The organism is Rhizobium sp. X9, from assembly GCF_018873185.1.
GTDB classification, from domain to species: Bacteria; Pseudomonadota; Alphaproteobacteria; order Rhizobiales; family Rhizobiaceae; genus Agrobacterium; species Agrobacterium oryzihabitans.
In genome coordinates this window covers 584,988-602,171 of record NZ_CP071312.1, presented here as the reverse complement: position 1 = coordinate 602,171, position 17,184 = coordinate 584,988, and the positions used below count along the sequence as shown (strand labels likewise).

Genomic DNA, 17,184 nt, shown 5'->3' with positions numbered 1-17,184 from the left:
CTTATTTGCCCGCGGGAATCGAACGCGTGTCCTGACCGTCTTTTGCGACGAACTGTGCGAGCGTCATATTGTCCAGGATTGTTGCGATGGCGTCCCGCACGTCCGTCATCGAAACCCTGACCTGACAGGTCTCGGGATCATCACAGTCGTCGCAGGCTTCAAAAGCGGTGCGGCTGGCACAGCGAATGGGGGCCAAAGGCCCGTCCAGCGTGCGGATGACCTGGCCGATCATGATTTCCGATGGCATTTTCGACAGCGAATAACCGCCATTCGGTCCCTTCTTGGAGCGCAGGATGCCGCTGTTGCGAAGCTCGAGAAGGATCGTATCCAGAAATTTTTTCGGAATATTGTTACGGGTCGCAATCTCGGTCACGAAAGCGGTCTCGCCCTGGGGCAACCGCGCCAGATCGACAAGAGCCTTTAACCCGTATTTGCCTTTTTTGGTCAGCATCGCATGATCCGAAAAGAGAGCCGGCATAGTCTGGAATGCCGGATCATGTTGTTCTCAACTTACTAAGTAGTTTTTACCGAATTCCGGCGCAAGCCCATTTCGTCCCGGCACCGGGCCTGACGCGCCTCTGTATCGGCCTTTCTACCCGCGTCTCACCAGGGTTGCGGATTGCTTTGCCAAGGACGCCTGCTGAAACCATCGGGGAAAACAATATTTTCTCTGATCCCGACGCAACGTGGAACGAACGTCCTTTATTAGCATATAAAATCAGTAGACAAAGTATGCATCAAAAGACGTGCGAGGTGATGATGTATACTCTCAGTTTGCTGGACAAGAGCCCGGTTCCGACGGGTGAGAACGCGGCAAGCGCGTTCCGCGACACGATCAATCTCGCCAAACGCGCCGAAGAACTGGGTTATCGCCGTTTCTGGGTCGCCGAACATCACAATTCGCCGGAGCTTGCGGGTTCCGCACCTGAGGCGCTGGTCGCCTGGATTCTGGCGAAGACCTCGCGTATCCGTGTCGGCTCGGGAGGCGTGATGTTGCAGCACTACAGCCCCTACAAGGTTGCCGAGGTTTTCAACGTGCTGTCGTCACTTTCCCCCGGCCGGGTCGATCTGGGCGTCGGCAAGACACCGGGCGGGCTGCCGCTTGCGACCTCTGCCTTGCAGCAGGCCTTTGATCCCGCCCGCAAGCCGGATTTCGAAACGGCTTTTGGTGAACTTACCACGTTTCTCTCCGGTGCCGCGCCGCAGGGGCATGCGCAGGCCGGGCTGCAGGCAACGCCGGTGCCGCCGGTTGCGGTGGACAGATTTCTGCTCGGCGCCAGCCCCGAAAGCGCAAGGCTTGCAGCGTCCAGAGGATGGAATTTTGTCTTTGCCGGTCATCTCAATGGTGATCCGGAGGTTCTCCGCAGCAGCCTCTCGGCTTTCCGCGAGGAGAGCGGTGGCAGGGCACCGATCCTTGCCCTCTCGGTCTTTGCCGCCAGCGATCCGGACCATGCGGCAAGACAGGTTGAGGGGCAGCGCATCTACCGGGTGTTCCTCAGCGACGGCAGGGCATTCAACCTTGGTCGCCGCGAACAGGCCGAAGAATTCGCCCGCCAGTCCGGCGATACCGATTATCGCATCGATGAGCGCAAGCCCAACGTCCTGCATGGCGGGCCGGAGGATATTCACAAGGCGCTGCGCGCGCTTTCCGATGAGCACGGTATCGAGGAGTTCATCGTCGAGCCGCCGCATGTCGGAGCCGATCAGCGACTTGCCTCTATTGAATTGCTGGCCACACACCGCCTTTCCAAGGCTGCGTGAACTTGTCCTCAGGAGGGAATGACATGACGAAAAAGACAATCCGTTTCGGCATCATGCTCCAGGGCCCCGGCGGGCACATGAACGCCTGGCGGCACCCGAAAAGCCCTGTTGATGCCAGCGTCAACTTTGATTTCTTCAGGAAGAACGCGCTGAAGGCGGAAGCAGCCGGCATCGCCTTCGCTTTCGTTGCCGACGGGCTTTACATCAACGACAAGTCCATCCCGCATTTCCTCAACCGGTTCGAGCCTTTGACCATCCTTTCGGCGCTGGCTTCCGTCACCTCGAAGATCGGTCTCGCCGGCACGGTTTCGACCTCCTACAGCGATCCCTTCACGATCGCGCGGCAGTTTGCTTCGCTCGATCTTCTGAGTGGCGGCCGGGCTGGCTGGAATGCCGTGACGACGCCACTCGAAGGCACGGCCAAAAACTACAGCCGCAACCATCCCGAACATGCGCTGCGTTACGAGATCGCCGATGAATATCTGGAGGTGATCAAGGGGCTGTGGGACAGCTGGGACGACGATGCCTTCGTGCGCAACCGCGAGACCGGGCAATTCTTCGACAGGCAAAAACTCCATACGCTCGGTCACAAGGGGCGTTTCTTCCAGGTGGAAGGCCCGCTGAACATCCAGCGTTCGCCGCAGGGCCAACCGGTGGTATTCCAGGCGGGTTCTTCCAATGCCGGTATCGGCCTTGCGGGCAAACATGCCGATGCCGTCTTCACCAATTCCGCCTCGCTCGAGGAAAACCAGACATTCCTCAAGCGCGTGAAGCAGAGCGCTGTCGCGCAGGGCCGGTCCGCTTCCGACGTGAAGATTTTCCCCGGTATCGGACCCATTGTCGGTGAAACGCAGGAGGAAGCAGAAGCGAAATACGACATCATCCGCAACCTCATCACCATCGAGGATGCGCTCGCTTATCTCGGCCGCTTCTTCGACCACCACGACTTCAGCGTCTATCCGCTGAATGAACCCTTCCCCGAACTCGGCGAGATCGGCAAGAACAGTTTCCGTTCCACGACCGACCGCATCAAGCGTCGTGCGAAGGAAAAGAACCAGACGCTGCGCGAGGCGGCGCTCGAAGCCGCAACCCCGCGCGAAGGCTTCATCGGCACCCCGGACAAGGTGGCGGACGAGATCATCCGCTGGGTGGAGCACGATGCGGCCGATGGTTTCATTCTGGGCTTCCCGGTCATTGCCGAAGGGCTGGATGATTTCATCCGCCTCGTCATTCCGGTGCTGCAACGTCGCGGATATTTCGAGCCACATCTGGAAGGCGCGACGTTGCGTGAGCATCTCGGTCTGCCGTTCAAGGAGAGCATCTATTCCGGCGCCGAAAGCGGTCCCAGCAAGGCGATCGCATAAAGCGGAGTTCGGCGGGGACCATTGCCGCCCGGAGAGAATTTCAAGGTGCTGTGCGGGTGAAGCGCGGTGCAGGAGACCAGAACCATGAATATCCGCATTGACGGCGCGCGTCCGCAGGACGACGCCGAACGGGGAATCCTTGCCTTTATCGAGGAAAGCATCGCCATCCGGCACGATCTTCACCGGCATCCGGAGCTTTCGCTTGGGGAAAAACGCACGGCGGCGCTCATTGCCCGTTATCTCCTGTCTTTCGGATATGAGGTGACGGAGGGCGTTGGCGGCCATGGCGTCGTCGCCACCCTGAAACGCGGTCACGGTGACAAACGTCTGGGCATTCGCGCCGATATCGACGCCCTGCCCATCGCCGAGGAGACAGGCCTTGCCTATGCCAGCCAGACGCAGGGTGTCATGCATGCCTGCGGTCATGACGGCCACACGACGATCCTGCTCGCCGCCGCCCGTTACCTTGCCGAAACATCGCGCTTTTCCGGTACGCTGACGCTGATTTTCCAGCCTGCCGAGGAAATCGGCGCAGGCGCGAGAGCGATGATAAAAGACCGGCTTTTCGAGCGGTTTCCCGTCGACGCCGTGTTCGGGCTGCACAACTGGCCGGGCGTCGAAACCGGACAATTCGGCTTTGTCGAGGGGCCTGCCATGGCCTCCGTCGACAAGGCGAAGGTTCGGATCATCGGCAAGGGCGGGCACGGGGCCGCACCGCATGAAACGGTCGATCCGGTTCTTGCCTCGGCAAGCTTCGTCACCGCCTTGCAGAGCATCGTCTCGCGCAATGTCGATCCGCGGGACATGGCGGTCCTGACGGTGGGGTCGATCCATGGCGGAACTGCCTCCAACGTCATTCCCGAGAGTGTCGAACTGCAAATCACCGCGCGGGCCTTTTCGCCCGCCGTGCGCGACAGGCTGGAGGAGCGGCTTCCCGCCCTTGCCAAAGCACAGGCGGAAAGCTTCGGCGCAATTGCCGATGTCACTTACTCCCGTGGCTTCCCGCCCGTCATCAATCACGTCAGGCAGACGGCTTTTGCCCGCAATGTCGCCAAGCGGCATTTCCCGGCCGAACAAGTGGCCGAAGGCTTTCAGCCACGAACGGCGAGCGAGGATTTCGCCTTCATGCTGCTGGAGCGACCGGGCTCCTATCTCTTCGTCGGCAATGGCGACAGCGCGCCGCTGCATAGCCCTCACTACGATTTCAATGATGCGATCATTGCGCCTGCGGCACGCTTCTGGGTGCGCCTGGCCGAAGCATACCTCTCCTGATGCAACGAGTTTAGGACAATGAGATGAGCGACAGTTTTCTCTACACATCGGTCAAGAATCCGCTCGCAACCCCGCTGCTGGAGGAGTTGCTGTTCGAATATGACAGCCGCTACGGCACATATTTCAATGCGGAAGGCGCCAGGGCGGAAATGAACAAATATCCGCCGGAGGCGTTCAGCCCGCCATCGGGCAATTTCCTGTTGCTCCTGCGCGGCGGCAGGGCGATCGCCGGCGGTGCCTTCATGCGTTACGACGAGGAAACCGCCGAGTTCAAGCGTGTCTGGACCCATTCGGCCCACCGCCGGCAGGGGCTTGCCAAAATCGTGCTTCAGGAGCTGGAGCAGCAGGCGATCCGGCAGGGTTACGCCCGTGTCTATCTGACCACGGGCTTCCGCCAGCCGGAAGCGGTGGGCCTTTATCTCACCAACGGTTATCGCGCCTTGTTCGACACGTCGGCCGACCCTGAAACGATCAGGTCGCTGCCTTTCGAAAAATGGCTTGCCGAGAGCGTCTCCGCCTCCGTTGCGGAAGGCGCGCCGATACCGGCGGCTCGGACGCAATCTTCCCCGGCCCACCCGTGAAAGGTTTTTTCCGATGACGATAGCCTCTGATTTTCCGCATGTTGCGGTGAGCGAGCAGAAGGGTGAACCGATCAAGGGTGGTTACGCCCATTTCCGCATCGTGCCGGCCCGTTATCCCTTGCGGACGGTGGGAACGGTCTTCTCCGTCCTCATCATTGCGGCCGTTCTGCATTCCGTCTTCGGCAATCCGCGCTGGGGCTGGGATGTTTTTGCGGAATGGTTCTTTGCTGAACCGGTGCTGGTCGGCCTCGGGCGGACGCTGCTGCTGACGGCGCTGGGTGCGCTGTTCGGTTTTGTACTGGGAACGCTGCTGGCACTTGCCCGCGTTTCCCGCTCGCCGCTGCTGGTTGCCGTATCGTGGACCTATATCTGGATTTTCCGGTCGATCCCGCTGATCGTGCTTCTGCTGATCCTCAACAATCTCGGTTATCTCTATGAGACCGTGACGATCGGCGTGCCCTATACCGGCATCAATTTCATCAGCTGGAATACCACACAGCTGATGACGCCGTTTGCGGCCGCCGTTCTGGGGCTGACGCTCAATCAGGCCGCTTTCGCATCCGAAATCGTCCGTGGCGGCATCCTTTCGGTCGATCAGGGCCAGCTGGAAGCTGCCGCAGCACTTGGTCTTCCCCGGCGGCGGCAGGCGTCCCGCATCGTTCTGCCGCAGGCGATGCGCTCCATCCTGCCCACCGCCTTCAACGATATCATCGGCCTCGCCAAGGGCACCTCGCAGGTTTACATCCTTGCCCTGCCGGAGCTGTTCTACACGATCCAGATCATCTATCGCCGCAATCTGGAAGTGATCCCGCTGCTGATGGTCGCGACCGTCTGGTATCTGGTGATCCTGACGGCGCTTTCGATCGTGCAGCATCATATCGAGCGGCATTTTTCACGCGGTGCGCTGCGCAACCCGCCGCCGTCCCTGTTTGCCACGATCTATCGTACTTTCCTCCCACGCAAGCCTTTGCCTGAAACCGTGGAAACGGTGACGGTCGCCGCTGCCAGGCCCGAGCGTGTGGCGCCTGCCCGTGCCGCGAGCTTCCAGCTCGGAAATCGCGGCGGTTCGGTCAATATCCACGGCGTTTCGAAATCCTTCGGGTCGCTGAAGGTGCTGGATGATATCAGCCTTTCCATTCCGGCCGGTAGCGTCACCACCATTCTTGGCCAATCGGGCTCCGGCAAGTCCACATTGCTGCGCTCCATCAATCATCTGGAGCGCGTCGATGACGGTTTCATCGCCATAGACGGTGAACTGGTCGGTTATCGTCAAAAGGGCGACACGCTTTACGAGCTGAAGGAACGGGAAATCCTCAAGCGCCGCGCCGAAGTGGGCATGGTGTTCCAGAGCTTCAACCTGTTCCCGCATCTGACTGCGCTTGAAAACATCATCGAAGCGCCCATCGCCGTTCGAGGTATTTCGAAAGAGCAGGCCGAAGCTGAGGCGCGCGATCTTCTGGCCCGCGTCGGACTTGCCGAAAAAGCCGGCGCCTATCCACGTCAGCTTTCCGGTGGACAGCAACAGCGCGTGGCGATTGCCCGGGCGCTGGCGTTGCGGCCGAAGGTGCTGCTGTTCGACGAGCCGACATCCGCGCTCGATCCTGAACTCGTCAACGAGGTGCTTGACGTCATCAAGGAGCTTTCCCGCTCCGGTGTCACGCTCATCATCGTTACCCATGAAATCGGTTTTGCCCGCGAAGTTTCCGACAGGGTCGTCTTCATGGAGCAGGGCCGCATCATCGAAACGGGTACGCCGGAAAAGGTGTTCAGCAGCCCGGATCACCCCCGCACCGCCGAATTCCTCGCAAAAGTTCTCTAACCAAAAAACAAGGGAAACACTCACATGGCATTTTCATCGAAACTATTATCATTGCTTGCCGGCGGTCTTTTCTCCGCCACCACCGCGCTCATCCCGGCCGCACACGCGCAGGAGGTCGATCTTTCTCCGGAACAGAAGGGGCGGGTGCGCGCCGATAAGGTTGAAGAGGCGATCAAGCTTCTTCCGGCCAGCCACAAGTTCATCGCCGACGGAAAGCTGACGGTCGCGACCGTACCGTTCCGCCTGCCACTGGTCGATTATGCGAGCGACACGAAAACGCCGATTGGCGTGGAGCCCGATATCGCCCAGCTGGTTGCTGACAGCCTCGGCCTTGAACTTCAGCTCGTTCCGATCGCATGGGCCGATTGGCCTCTGGGTCTGACATTCGGCAAATACGATGCCGTCACTTCCAACATCACGGTGACGGAAGCGCGCAAGGAAAAGTTCGATTTTTCCAGCTACCGCAATGACCTGCTCGGCTTTTACGTGGGCAATAACAGCAAGGTGACGACCGTCAGCAAGCCCGAGGACGTTGCCGGGCTGAAGGTCATTGTCGGCGCTGCCACCAATCAGGAACAGATCCTGCTGAAATGGATCAAGGACAACAAGGCCAAGGGCTTGGCCGACACCGAGGTGCAATATTACGACGATCAGGCCGTGCTTGACGTTGCCCTGCAATCCGGCCGCGCGGACGCCTATCTCGGCCCCAACGCAACATCGGCCTTCCAGGCGGCAAGCCAGAAGAAGACCCGGCTCGTTGGCACCTTCTCCGGCGGCTGGCCGGAAGCGGCGGAAATCGCCGTCGCCTCCAAAAAGGACGCCGGTATTGCCGAAGCCATCACGGCGGCGCTGAACGCCCAGATCAAGAACGGCAATTACGGCAAGGTTCTTGCCCGCTGGAACCTTGGCTCTGAGGCCATCACCGAATCCCGCACCAATCCGCCCGGCCTGCCCAAGAGCTAACCGCCGATTTTCCAAAAAAGCGGAGTTGCCAACACGCTGAGTTGAAGGTGGGACATCACTCAGCCGGTAGCGCGGGCTCCTCCCGTCCGCGCTACCTCCGTCCCGCAATCATTTTATCGGGAAACCAGAATGACTTTCACCTCTCGTCTAGCGACAGCCGCGCTCGGTGCTCTTCTCTCCATCGCCGGTTTCGGACCGGCTTTCGCAACGGATGTTTTCGACCTGTCGCCGGACCAGCCTGGTCGGATCAGGGTTGAAAAAGACCCCGCCGCGATTGCTGCCATTCCGAAAGATTTCAAATTCATTACCCCGGGCAAATTCACCGTCGCGGTTGCACCCGGAGGACCACCGCTCGCGACCTATGCGACGGACGCAAAGACGGTGGTCGGGGCCGATCCGGACTATGCGCTTGCGGTGGCTGACAGTCTTGGCCTCGAGCTGGAACTGGTGGCTGTTGCCTGGGCCGACTGGCCGCTGGGGCTTGCTTCCGGCAAATACGATGCTGTCATCTCCAATGTCGGGGTGACCGAACAACGCAAGGAGAAGTTCGACTTTTCTACCTATCGTCAGGGCCTGCATGGTTTCTTCGTGAAGTCCGATAGCGGCATCACCGCCATCAAGGAGCCGAAGGATGCGGCGGGCCTGAGGATCATCGTCGGTGCGGGCACCAATCAGGAGCGCATTCTGCTGAAATGGAACGACGAGAACGTCGCCGCCGGACTTAAGCCGCTTGAGCTGCAATATTATGACGACGAGGCCACCCGGCTTGTCGCGCTTTCTGCCGGGCGGGCGGATGTGATCGTCCAGCCGCATGCGCAGCTGGTCTTCATCGCCGCTCGCGACAAGACCATCAAGCGTGTCGGAACGCTCTCCGCCGGCTGGCCGGAGCGCTCCGATGTCGCCATCACTACCCGCAAAGGTTCGGGACTGGCCGATGCCCTGACGCTGGCCACCAACGATCTGATCAAGAGCGGCGCTTATGCGAAAATATTGGAACGCTGGCAGCTTGCGGAAGAGGCCTTGCCGGAATCGCGAACCAATCCACCCGGCCTGCCAAAGAGCTGACCGGTCGAAAAAACGCGGTGGACGGCAATACCCGCAGGTCATGCCTGCGGGTATTGTGTTACGCGTCGGTCGCGCAGCGCAAAAAACTCAGAAGTCCGCGACCTTGCCCCAGGATGAACCAAGGAAACGGCTGGGGTGATAGGGAGCAGGATCGACAATCGGGTTTGAACCCGTGACGATATCGGCGATCAGATGGCCAGCGCCCGGGCCGATGCCGAAACCGTGTCCGCTGAAGCCGGCGGCGAGGATGAAGCCGGGCAATTCGCTGGTCTCACCGATGGCGGGCACACCATCCGGCGTGCTGTCGATAAAACCGGCCCAGGCGGCTGAAATCTGGGTTTTGCGAAGGGCGGGCAGAAGTTCGAGTGCCCTTTTGTGGGTCTCCTGGATGGCGGCGGCATTCGGTTTCGGATCGAGAATGCGAACTCGTTCCATCGGCGTCGGCGCATCGAGCCGCCAATGTTTCAACGTTTCATGGCCGCCACGGATACCCTCCAGCCCGCCCGGACGCAGGCTGCGCCAGCGCTTGAGGAACATCGGCACGAATTCGCGCGCGAATCGCATTTGCTGTGCGGTTGGGTCGATGCGTCCAAGGCCGCTGATCGCAAGGGTGTAACCGCCGTTTTTACGCCGTGTGGCCGAAACGGCTGCGGTATGCAACGCATCCGGCAGGTCTTCCGCACCCGGTGTGACCGACAGGATGGAGGAACGCACGGAGGCTTGTGGAAATCGAATGCCCAACTGGCGGCAGAAAGACGATGCCCAGGCACCGCCGGACATGATGGCGGTTTTGGTGCGGATGGTGCCTTTTTCGGTGATGACGGCACTGACGCGGCCGCCTTCCGTCTCCAGACCACGCGCCGCGCAATTCTGATGCACCGTGCCACCCAGTTTCATGATGGCGCGCGCAACGGCGGGTGCCGCCATCGAAGGATCGGCCGTGCCGTCCGTTGGCGAAAAGACGCCGCCCTTCCAGCGTTTGCCTGTGGCGCGTCCGCGTTCGCTTGCCTCATCCGTACTCAGCATATGGGTTGTTACGCCCGCGGTGATGGCAAAATCGCGCCAGCGCGCCCAGCCGGCAAGTTCGGCCTCGTTGTCGCTCAGGTAAAACAATCCGCAGCGACGGAAGCCTGTATCCTCGCCGCTTTCTGCGGCAAACTGGTCCCAGAGCGTCAGGCTCTGCGTCGAGATCGGCAATTCGCGGGCATCGCGGTTTTGCTGCCGGCACCAGCCCCAGTTACGGCTGGATTGCTCCGCGCCAACGAGACCTTTTTCGACGAGGGTCACTTTCAGGCCGCGCCGCGCGAGGTAATAGGCGGCGAAAACCCCGACGATGCCGCCACCGATAATGACGGCGTCCGCGGATTTCGGCAATTCCGGCGAGGTCGTGATCTGTTGCAGCGGCGCAGGCATATGGGGCTCCTTATCTTCCTACTAATTTACCTTGGTCGCCGGGTAAACGCTGCCAGACTGGGCCGATTGCCGGAATCTCCTGCTGTTCGGGGCCACGTCTGCAACTCTTTATGCTGGATGAAAAAAATATCCCCGCGTCGACAGGGCTTGCGCATGTGATAAGATTTCCATTGCCACGTCAGAATTTTATGCTGTGTGCTCAAAAAACAAAAAAGGGGTTCCTCACGTGATGAAACTTGACCGGATCGATATCAAGATCCTCTACGAACTCCAGAAGAACGGGCGCATCACCAATGTGGAACTGGCGGAGCTTGTCAATCTCTCGCCAAGCCCCTGTCTGATGCGGGTCAAGAAGCTTCAGGCCGAAGGGTATATCGAAGGCTATTCGGCGCAGATCAACATCAACAAGCTCGGCCAGACCCTGACGGTCTTCACTGAAATCACGCTCAAGAACCACCGCCAGATCGATTTTGCCCGCTTTCTCGGCGTCGTTGAAAAGATCGACCAGGTGGTGGAATGCCATCTCGTTTCCGGCGGTTACGATTATCTGTTGAAATTCGTCACGTCCGGCATTATCGAATATCAGTCGATCATGGAGCGCCTGACGGACATGGATGTCGGCATAGACAAATATTTCAGCTTCGTGGTGCTGAAATCACCGATCATCAAAGCGCATATGCCACTGACGAGCCTGTTTCCTCTTTGAAATAAAAGTGCGTCTCCTCCCCAATCTCGACGTCATCCTCGGGCTCGACCCGAGGATCCATAGTCCGTCGAGATGGATGGATCCTCGCTTCAAGGGCGAGGATGACGTCGAAATTTGTCGCGGCGTGCTTACGTCGTAATCCGGGCAGCTTCCGGCCTATCACCTCTTGGAAAACGCCCGCACCAGTTCCGCATCCTGCTGGAGATTGTCGAGCCATTTCGGGTCGAGCTTCGGCACCGAGGAAAACAGGAGCTTCGAATAGGGATGCGTCGGTGATTTGATCGCTTCGGTCGCCAGATGCTCCACCTTCTGCCCGCCATACATCACAACGATTTCGTCGCAGATGGTTTCCACCACCGAAAGATCGTGGCTGATGAAAATATAGGAGAGGTTGAGTTCGCGTTGCAATTCACCGAGCAGGTCGATGATGGCGGCTGCAACGACCGTATCCAGTGCCGATGTGATTTCATCGCAGATGATGAGCGACGGTTCGGCTGCCAGCGCGCGGGCGAAGTTGACGCGCTGTTTCTGCCCGCCTGACAGGCCGGAAGGGTGGCGGTGGCGGACGGAACGCGGCAGCTTCACCATATCCAGCAGTTCGTCGATCCGGGCGTCGCGGGCCTTGCCTCGCATGCCATGATAAAAGGTCAGCGGCCGGCCGAGAATGTCCTCGATGGGTTTTGACGGGTTAAGCGCGGTATCGGCATATTGGAAAACGATCTGCATGCGGCGCAGCTGATCGCTGGTGCGTCTGCGCGCATCGGCATCCAGTTGCTTTCCTTCGAAGATGACATGACCGCTCGCGGCGGGCAGAATGCCGGCAATGGCGCGCGCCAGCGTCGATTTTCCGCAGCCGGATTCGCCGATGATGCCAAGATTGCGGCCGGGATAAACCGCAAGGCTGACGGAATCCACCGCACGCACCAGCGGCATCCGGTCGTCGCCTTTCGTGCCGTAGCCGGCGATCAGACTTTCGATATCGAGGAGCGGCGTCGCCTGGCTCTGTGCGAGCGGCGCGACCGCGCGCACCTTGTCGTTAAAGGCGGTCAGCAACTCGCGCGTATAAGGATGCTGCGCATTCTCCAGAATGTCCGTGGTCGTGCCGGTTTCCTGAACCTCGCCGCCTTTCAGCACCACGATCCGGTCGGCGATCTGGGCAACGACGGCAAGATCGTGGGACACATAAACGCCGCCGATGCCACCCTTGCGCATTGCCGATTTGAAAGCGCGCAGAACCTCGATCTGTGTCGTCACGTCGAGTGCTGTGGTCGGTTCGTCGAAGATCACCAGTTCCGGGTTGCCGATCAGCGCCATGGCGGCGGAGAGACGCTGCAGCTGACCGCCGGAAACCTGATGCGGATAACGCTCGCCGATGGTTTCCGGATTGGGAAGCGACAGGGCCTTGAAGAGTTCTACCGCTTTGACGCGTGCCTCCTGCTGCGGCATCAAATGATGGATGCGGGTGACTTCAATGACCTGATCGATGATCTTTTGCGCCGGGTTGAAGGCGGCCGCCGCACTCTGAGGGACGTAGGAGATTTTCGTGCCGCGGATCCTGGCGCGTTCGGCTTCCGAAAGCTGCACCATGTCGCGACCAGCAACCGTAACGCTGCCGCCGGAAATGCGGCAGCCCGGACGGGCATAACCCATCAATGTCAGCGCGATTGTGGTCTTGCCGGAGCCGCTTTCGCCGATCAGTGCGACGATCTCGCCTTCGGCTATATCAATATCGACGCCCTTGATGATCTGGATGCGGCGGCCGGAATCGGTGGTCGCCTCGACTTTCAGTCCACGGATTTCAACGAGATTGGTCATTATTGGCTCCTGTCGCGGATTTTCTGCGGCAGATTGTCGATCAGCAGATTGACGCTGATCGTCAGGCTGGCAATCGCCAGCGACGGGAAGATCACTGCCGGCGCGGCAAAGGGCAGGCCGCCGATGTTTTCACGCACCAGCGCGCCCCAGTCGGCATTCGGCGGCTGCAGGCCGAGGCCGAGGAAGGAGAGGCCCGACAGAAGCAGCACGATGAAGACGAAGCGCACGCCAAGATCCGCAAGCACGGGGCGGATGATGTTCGGCAGGATTTCGGAGCCGATGAGATAGAGCAGGCTCTCGCCACGCACCCGGGCGACGGTGACGAAGTCCATGGTATTGATGTTGACCGCGAGCGCCCGGGCGAAACGATAGGCGCCCGGCGTATAGATCACCGACAGGGTGACGATCAGCACCGGGATGGACGAGCCGACAGCGGCAACCACCACAAGGCCGAAGAGCTTGCTCGGAATGGAGTTCACCGCATCGAGAAAACGGCTGAGCGCCGCATCGAACCAGCCGCCCACCACGGCGGCGCACATGCCGAGAACGACGCCGGACACGCAGGCGATCGTGACCGCCGCAAGCGAGATGCCAACCGTGAAACGTGCGCCCATGAGAATGCGGGAAAAGACATCGCGGCCGAGATAATCGGAACCGAGCCAGAGGTCGGAGGTCATGGGGCCGAAATAATCGAGATCGACGATTTCACCAACCGGATGGGGGATGAGATAGGGCGCGAATATCGCAACCATCGCCCAGAGGAAAATGACGAGAAAGCCGAAAACACCGACTGCGTTGATCCTGTAACCCAAACGCGAAGTCCCCGAAGTTGTGTTGATACGATCGGCCATCAGCGCAGCCTCGGATTGGACATGATGGCGATGATATCAGCCGTGGTGATGAGGAGGAGATAACCCACGCAGAAAATCATCGCGCAGCTCTGGATCAGCGGCAGGTCGCGTGTCGCGACACCATCGACCATCAGCTTGGCGATACCCGGATAGTTGAAGATGGTCTCGACGATGATGACGCCGCCCACGAGATAGGAGAGCGACAATGCCACCGCATTGACGATCGGGCCGAGCGCATTGGGCAGCGCGTGGCGCAGCACGATCCGCATGCGCGGTGCGCCCTTTAAAAGCGCCATTTCCACATAGGGCGTATCAAGCGTCTCGATGACGGCGGCGCGGCTCATGCGGATCATCTGCGCCGACACCACGAAGGTGAGGGTGATGACCGGCATGGCGTAAACGCGCAGCATATCGAACACGCTATGGACCTCGCTGATGAGCGACAGGGCCGGCAGCCATTTGAGATAGACAGCGAAAAGCAAAACGGCCAGCGTCGCTATCATGAATTCCGGCACGGAAATGATGCCGATGGTGAGGATCGTGACGGCGCGGTCATAAAGCGTCCCGCGCAGCATGGCGGAGCTGATGCCAAGCGTCAGGGCCAGCGGCACGGCGATGAGTGTGGTGATGCCGGCAAGCTTCATGGAGTTGACGAAACGCGGGCCGATGAGGTCGGCGATCGCCATATTATTGGCGTAGGAGGTGCCGAGTTCACCCTGCAGCAGGCCGAAGAGCCAGCGAACGAAACGCAGGAGGGCCGGATCATCGAGATGCATGGCGGTGCGCAGACCGGCGACGGCTTCAGGCGTCGCCGACTGGCCGAGAAGGATCGTCGCCGTGTCGCCGGGCAGCAGGCTGGTGGCGGAAAAGACGATAAACGACACGATAAGCAGGGTCGTCAACATGACGACCAGCCGCCTGGCAATAAGGGACAATATCCGGCTGTTCATTCACATGCTCCTGCGACCTGCCTGGCCATTAGAGCGCCTCGCATCCTACAGGACGCATAAACGCTCTAACTCTTTGAATCCACGAATCGCTATAGAAGAAAATCGAACATGATCTTCTGCCCGATGCGCTAGGCTTTCCGCACTGGCGGAACGTTGCCGGGTACTTTTCAGCACCCGGCCCCATTTGGTCTATCAGGCTTCGAGCCAGACGTATTCAGCAAAGGCGTAACCCATCATGCCGCCGAGCGGATTGGCTTCCAGACCCTTCAGCTTGGAGGTGATGGCATCGACATTGGTAATATAGGCGGGAATGATGGTGCCGGCTTCGTCGGCGATCATCGTTTCCATCTCGAAGTAGATCTGCTTGCGCTTTTCCATGTCCAGCATGCCGCGTGCTTCGAGCATCATCTTGTCGAACTTCGGCGACTTGTACTGGCTTTCGTTCCACGGCGCATCGGAGGCGTAAAGCAGCGAGAACAGAATGTCCGGCGTCGGGCGCGGGTTGATGTTGCCGAAGTGAACCGGCGCCTTCAGCCAGTAATTGCTCCAGTAACCATCGGAGGGAACGCGCTGCACATCCAGCTTGACGCCGATTTCCGCGGCGGACGCTTGGATGATCATCGCCATGTCCACGGCGGAGTTTGCGGCATCCGAGGTGATGACCGGGATGGACTGGCCGATGAGACCCGCTTTTTCGAAGTGGAACTTCGCCTTGTCGGGATCGAAGGCTTTCGGCTTCAGGTCCGGATTGTGGTAGGGGCTCATTGGCGGCACGGGCTGGTCGTTGCCGACTTCACCGAGACCACGCAGAGCCGCCTTGACGATCTGCTCGCGATTGACGATCGACTTCATGCCGGCGACGAAATCGGCATTGTTGCCCGGTGCCTGGTCCAGCCGCATGTTGAGGTTGGTATAATTGCCGGACGTGCCCTTGGACAGAACGATACCCTCCTGCTTGTCGAGCAGGCGCAGCGAACGTGGATTGATGGCTGCCGCAAGGTGGATATCGCCCGAAATGAGTGCGTTGACGCGGGCATTGTCTTCGGCGATCGCGAAGAACTCGAAGCTGTCGACGTGCGGGCCGCCGGACTTCCAGTAATTGGCATTCTTGGTCATGACCGAACGTACGCCCGGCTCGAATTTCTCAAGCTTGAAGGCGCCGGTGCCGTTGCCCTTGGAGAAATCCGTGGTGCCATCGGCGACGATCATGAAGTGGTGCAGGGCGAGGATGGACGGCAGGTCGGCATTCGCATTTGCGAGTGTAATCTCGACGGTGCTCTTGTCGAGGGCCTTGAAGCCGGTCATCTGGGCGGCGATCTTGGCAACCTTGGAACCGACGGCCGGATCGAGATGGCGTTTCAGCGAATAGACCACGTCGTCTGCGGTCAGCGCCTTGCCGTCATGGAACGTGACGCCGGAACGCAGCTTTACGGTCCAGGTCTTGGCGTCCTTCGTTTCGATGGATTCAGCAAGCTCCATCTGTGGAGTGCCGGAAATATCAAGGAAGCTCAATCGGTTGTAGAGTGCGCAGCAACGCACGTAGTCCGTGGAAAGCGACGCCTTTGCAGGGTCGAGCGTGTCGGCCGTGGAGGCGGACCAGCCGGCCGCCTTCAGCGTGCCGCCGGAAACGGGGGTGGCCGCCACGGCCTGCGAGGCGCGGCCGAGAATGGCCGAACCGGCGGAAAGCGCAACGCCGCCGGCCAGCATCATGTGAAGCAGCTCTCGCCGCGTCGCGCCGCGACGGATCGCCTGTTCAACGGCGGCATCGTCAGAGCGGGTCCAGTTTGTAATCCTGTCACTCATGGTCTTCCCCTTTTGTATGTTTGTTGAAATGGCGTCTGCAAAGATTTCCGGCATGTCGCGTCCCAGTTCGCGCCATGCCATCGGCAAAGGCGGTTCAGCCGCCCGCCTGTCGCACGGCTTCCGCAAGGTCGGCCATGGACGTGAAGTGATAGTCCGGTTCGGTAAAGTTTTCCGGCTCGATCGTGCCGCCATATCCCTTCTGGGCGTGGCGTCGCTCGATCCAGCAATTGGTCATTCCGAGTTTCCGTGAAATGCCGATATCGTGGTACTGGCTTTGCGCAACGTGCAGAATGTCGTCCTTCGATGCGCCTTCGCTTTCAACGAAGGCGAAAACCTTCTCGAAGAATGCGGGATCCGGCTTTTCCGTGCCGGTATCATCCGCCGTGAAAGCGGCATGAAAAGGACTGCCGAGTTCTTTCGAGAAATATTCGAAGGCCCAGCGCTGGGCATTGGTCATGGCGATGAGGCGATGCGTCTTTGCAAGCTCGGCCATGGCCGCACGGCTGTCCTCGAAACCCTTCCAGCTCCGGGCAGCATCGCGCAGGCGCTCGCCAAGGGCGCGCTCCCCCGGCAGGCCCAGTTCCGGAGCGATGATCAGATAGACGCGGACGAGATCGTCGGGAAACAGGTCGGTTGCGTCGGAGTAACGCGCCGCGCGGTAAAGGCCGAGTGCCTTTTCACCGTCCACCTCGACGCCGTTTTCAGCGCCAATCTGGATCAGCGTCGATTTAAGGCCGCCTTCGAAATCGATGAGAGTTCCCACAACGTCGAAGCTCATATATTTGAAGTCGTTCAGTTTTTTGGGCAATGTTGGTCTCCGC

General features: G+C 59.9%; 15 protein-coding genes. 8 read left to right on the top strand and 7 right to left on the bottom strand.

Annotated features, from left to right (window positions below):
- Window position 1 precedes the first annotated feature (1 nt).
- The gene (locus JZY08_RS17685) at window positions 2–451 is read right to left on the bottom strand and encodes an Rrf2 family transcriptional regulator (protein ID WP_035243600.1); all 450 of its coding nucleotides are present in this window, start codon (window positions 449–451) and stop codon (window positions 2–4) included.
- Window positions 452–756: 305 nt separating this feature from the next.
- On the opposite strand from JZY08_RS17685, the gene JZY08_RS17680 reads away from it, so the two are divergent.
- The 7 genes from JZY08_RS17680 (at window position 757) to JZY08_RS17650 (ending at window position 8,825) form a co-directional block, all read left to right on the top strand.
- Window positions 757–1,761, top strand: a complete 1,005-nt coding sequence (locus JZY08_RS17680; RefSeq protein WP_216333440.1) for an LLM class flavin-dependent oxidoreductase — start codon at window positions 757–759, stop codon at window positions 1,759–1,761.
- Between the two features lie 23 nt (window positions 1,762–1,784).
- A complete protein-coding gene (locus JZY08_RS17675) occupies window positions 1,785–3,125 on the top strand; it encodes an LLM class flavin-dependent oxidoreductase (protein WP_216332884.1) in 1,341 nt (446 codons plus the stop codon).
- An 84-nt stretch (window positions 3,126–3,209) separates the two neighbouring features.
- Window positions 3,210–4,397: a M20 aminoacylase family protein gene (locus JZY08_RS17670; protein WP_216332883.1), complete on the top strand. Its 1,188-nt coding sequence runs from the start codon at window positions 3,210–3,212 to the stop codon at window positions 4,395–4,397.
- Window positions 4,398–4,420: 23 nt separating this feature from the next.
- Window positions 4,421–4,978 carry a GNAT family N-acetyltransferase gene (locus tag JZY08_RS17665; RefSeq protein WP_216332882.1) on the top strand — a complete coding sequence of 186 codons (558 nt, stop codon included), beginning with the start codon at window positions 4,421–4,423 and terminating at the stop codon, window positions 4,976–4,978.
- Between the two features lie 13 nt (window positions 4,979–4,991).
- Entirely contained in the window at window positions 4,992–6,797 is a 1,806-nt protein-coding gene (locus JZY08_RS27755) for an amino acid ABC transporter permease/ATP-binding protein (RefSeq protein ID WP_216332881.1), read from the top strand.
- A 24-nt stretch (window positions 6,798–6,821) separates the two neighbouring features.
- Window positions 6,822–7,760: an ABC transporter substrate-binding protein gene (locus tag JZY08_RS17655; protein WP_216332880.1), complete on the top strand. Its 939-nt coding sequence runs from the start codon at window positions 6,822–6,824 to the stop codon at window positions 7,758–7,760.
- 129 nt (window positions 7,761–7,889) lie between these two features.
- Complete coding sequence (locus JZY08_RS17650) at window positions 7,890–8,825, top strand: ABC transporter substrate-binding protein (RefSeq protein WP_216332879.1); 936 nt, start codon at window positions 7,890–7,892, stop codon at window positions 8,823–8,825.
- A gap of 87 nt (window positions 8,826–8,912) precedes the next feature.
- On the opposite strand, the gene JZY08_RS17645 is transcribed toward JZY08_RS17650, so the two are convergent.
- On the bottom strand, window positions 8,913–10,238 hold the full coding sequence (locus JZY08_RS17645; RefSeq protein ID WP_216332878.1) for an FAD-binding oxidoreductase: 1,326 nt from the start codon (window positions 10,236–10,238) through the stop codon (window positions 8,913–8,915).
- Between the two features lie 229 nt (window positions 10,239–10,467).
- Here JZY08_RS17645 and JZY08_RS17640 point away from each other — a divergent pair, with 229 nt between their 5' ends.
- Window positions 10,468–10,944, top strand: coding sequence for an Lrp/AsnC family transcriptional regulator (locus tag JZY08_RS17640; protein ID WP_216333439.1), 477 nt, complete (start codon window positions 10,468–10,470; stop codon window positions 10,942–10,944).
- A 159-nt stretch (window positions 10,945–11,103) separates the two neighbouring features.
- Here the strand turns inward: JZY08_RS17640 and JZY08_RS17635 are convergent, their stop codons facing one another.
- The 5 genes from JZY08_RS17635 to JZY08_RS17615 form a co-directional block, all read right to left on the bottom strand.
- Window positions 11,104–12,759: an ABC transporter ATP-binding protein gene (locus tag JZY08_RS17635; RefSeq protein WP_216332877.1), complete on the bottom strand. Its 1,656-nt coding sequence runs from the start codon at window positions 12,757–12,759 to the stop codon at window positions 11,104–11,106.
- Window positions 12,759–13,610, bottom strand: a complete 852-nt coding sequence (locus JZY08_RS17630; protein ID WP_216332876.1) for an ABC transporter permease — start codon at window positions 13,608–13,610, stop codon at window positions 12,759–12,761. Before JZY08_RS17630 ends, JZY08_RS17635 begins: the two co-directional genes overlap by 1 nt.
- Window positions 13,610–14,560 (bottom strand): ABC transporter permease, encoded by a 951-nt coding sequence (locus JZY08_RS17625; protein WP_216332875.1) that lies wholly within the window; start codon window positions 14,558–14,560, stop codon window positions 13,610–13,612. The genes JZY08_RS17630 and JZY08_RS17625 overlap by 1 nt, the downstream gene beginning before the upstream one ends.
- A gap of 192 nt (window positions 14,561–14,752) precedes the next feature.
- Complete coding sequence (locus JZY08_RS17620) at window positions 14,753–16,363, bottom strand: ABC transporter substrate-binding protein (RefSeq protein WP_216332873.1); 1,611 nt, start codon at window positions 16,361–16,363, stop codon at window positions 14,753–14,755.
- Window positions 16,364–16,457: 94 nt separating this feature from the next.
- Window positions 16,458–17,171 carry an HAD-IA family hydrolase gene (locus JZY08_RS17615; RefSeq protein WP_216332871.1) on the bottom strand — a complete coding sequence of 238 codons (714 nt, stop codon included), beginning with the start codon at window positions 17,169–17,171 and terminating at the stop codon, window positions 16,458–16,460.
- Window positions 17,172–17,184: the final 13 nt, after the last annotated feature.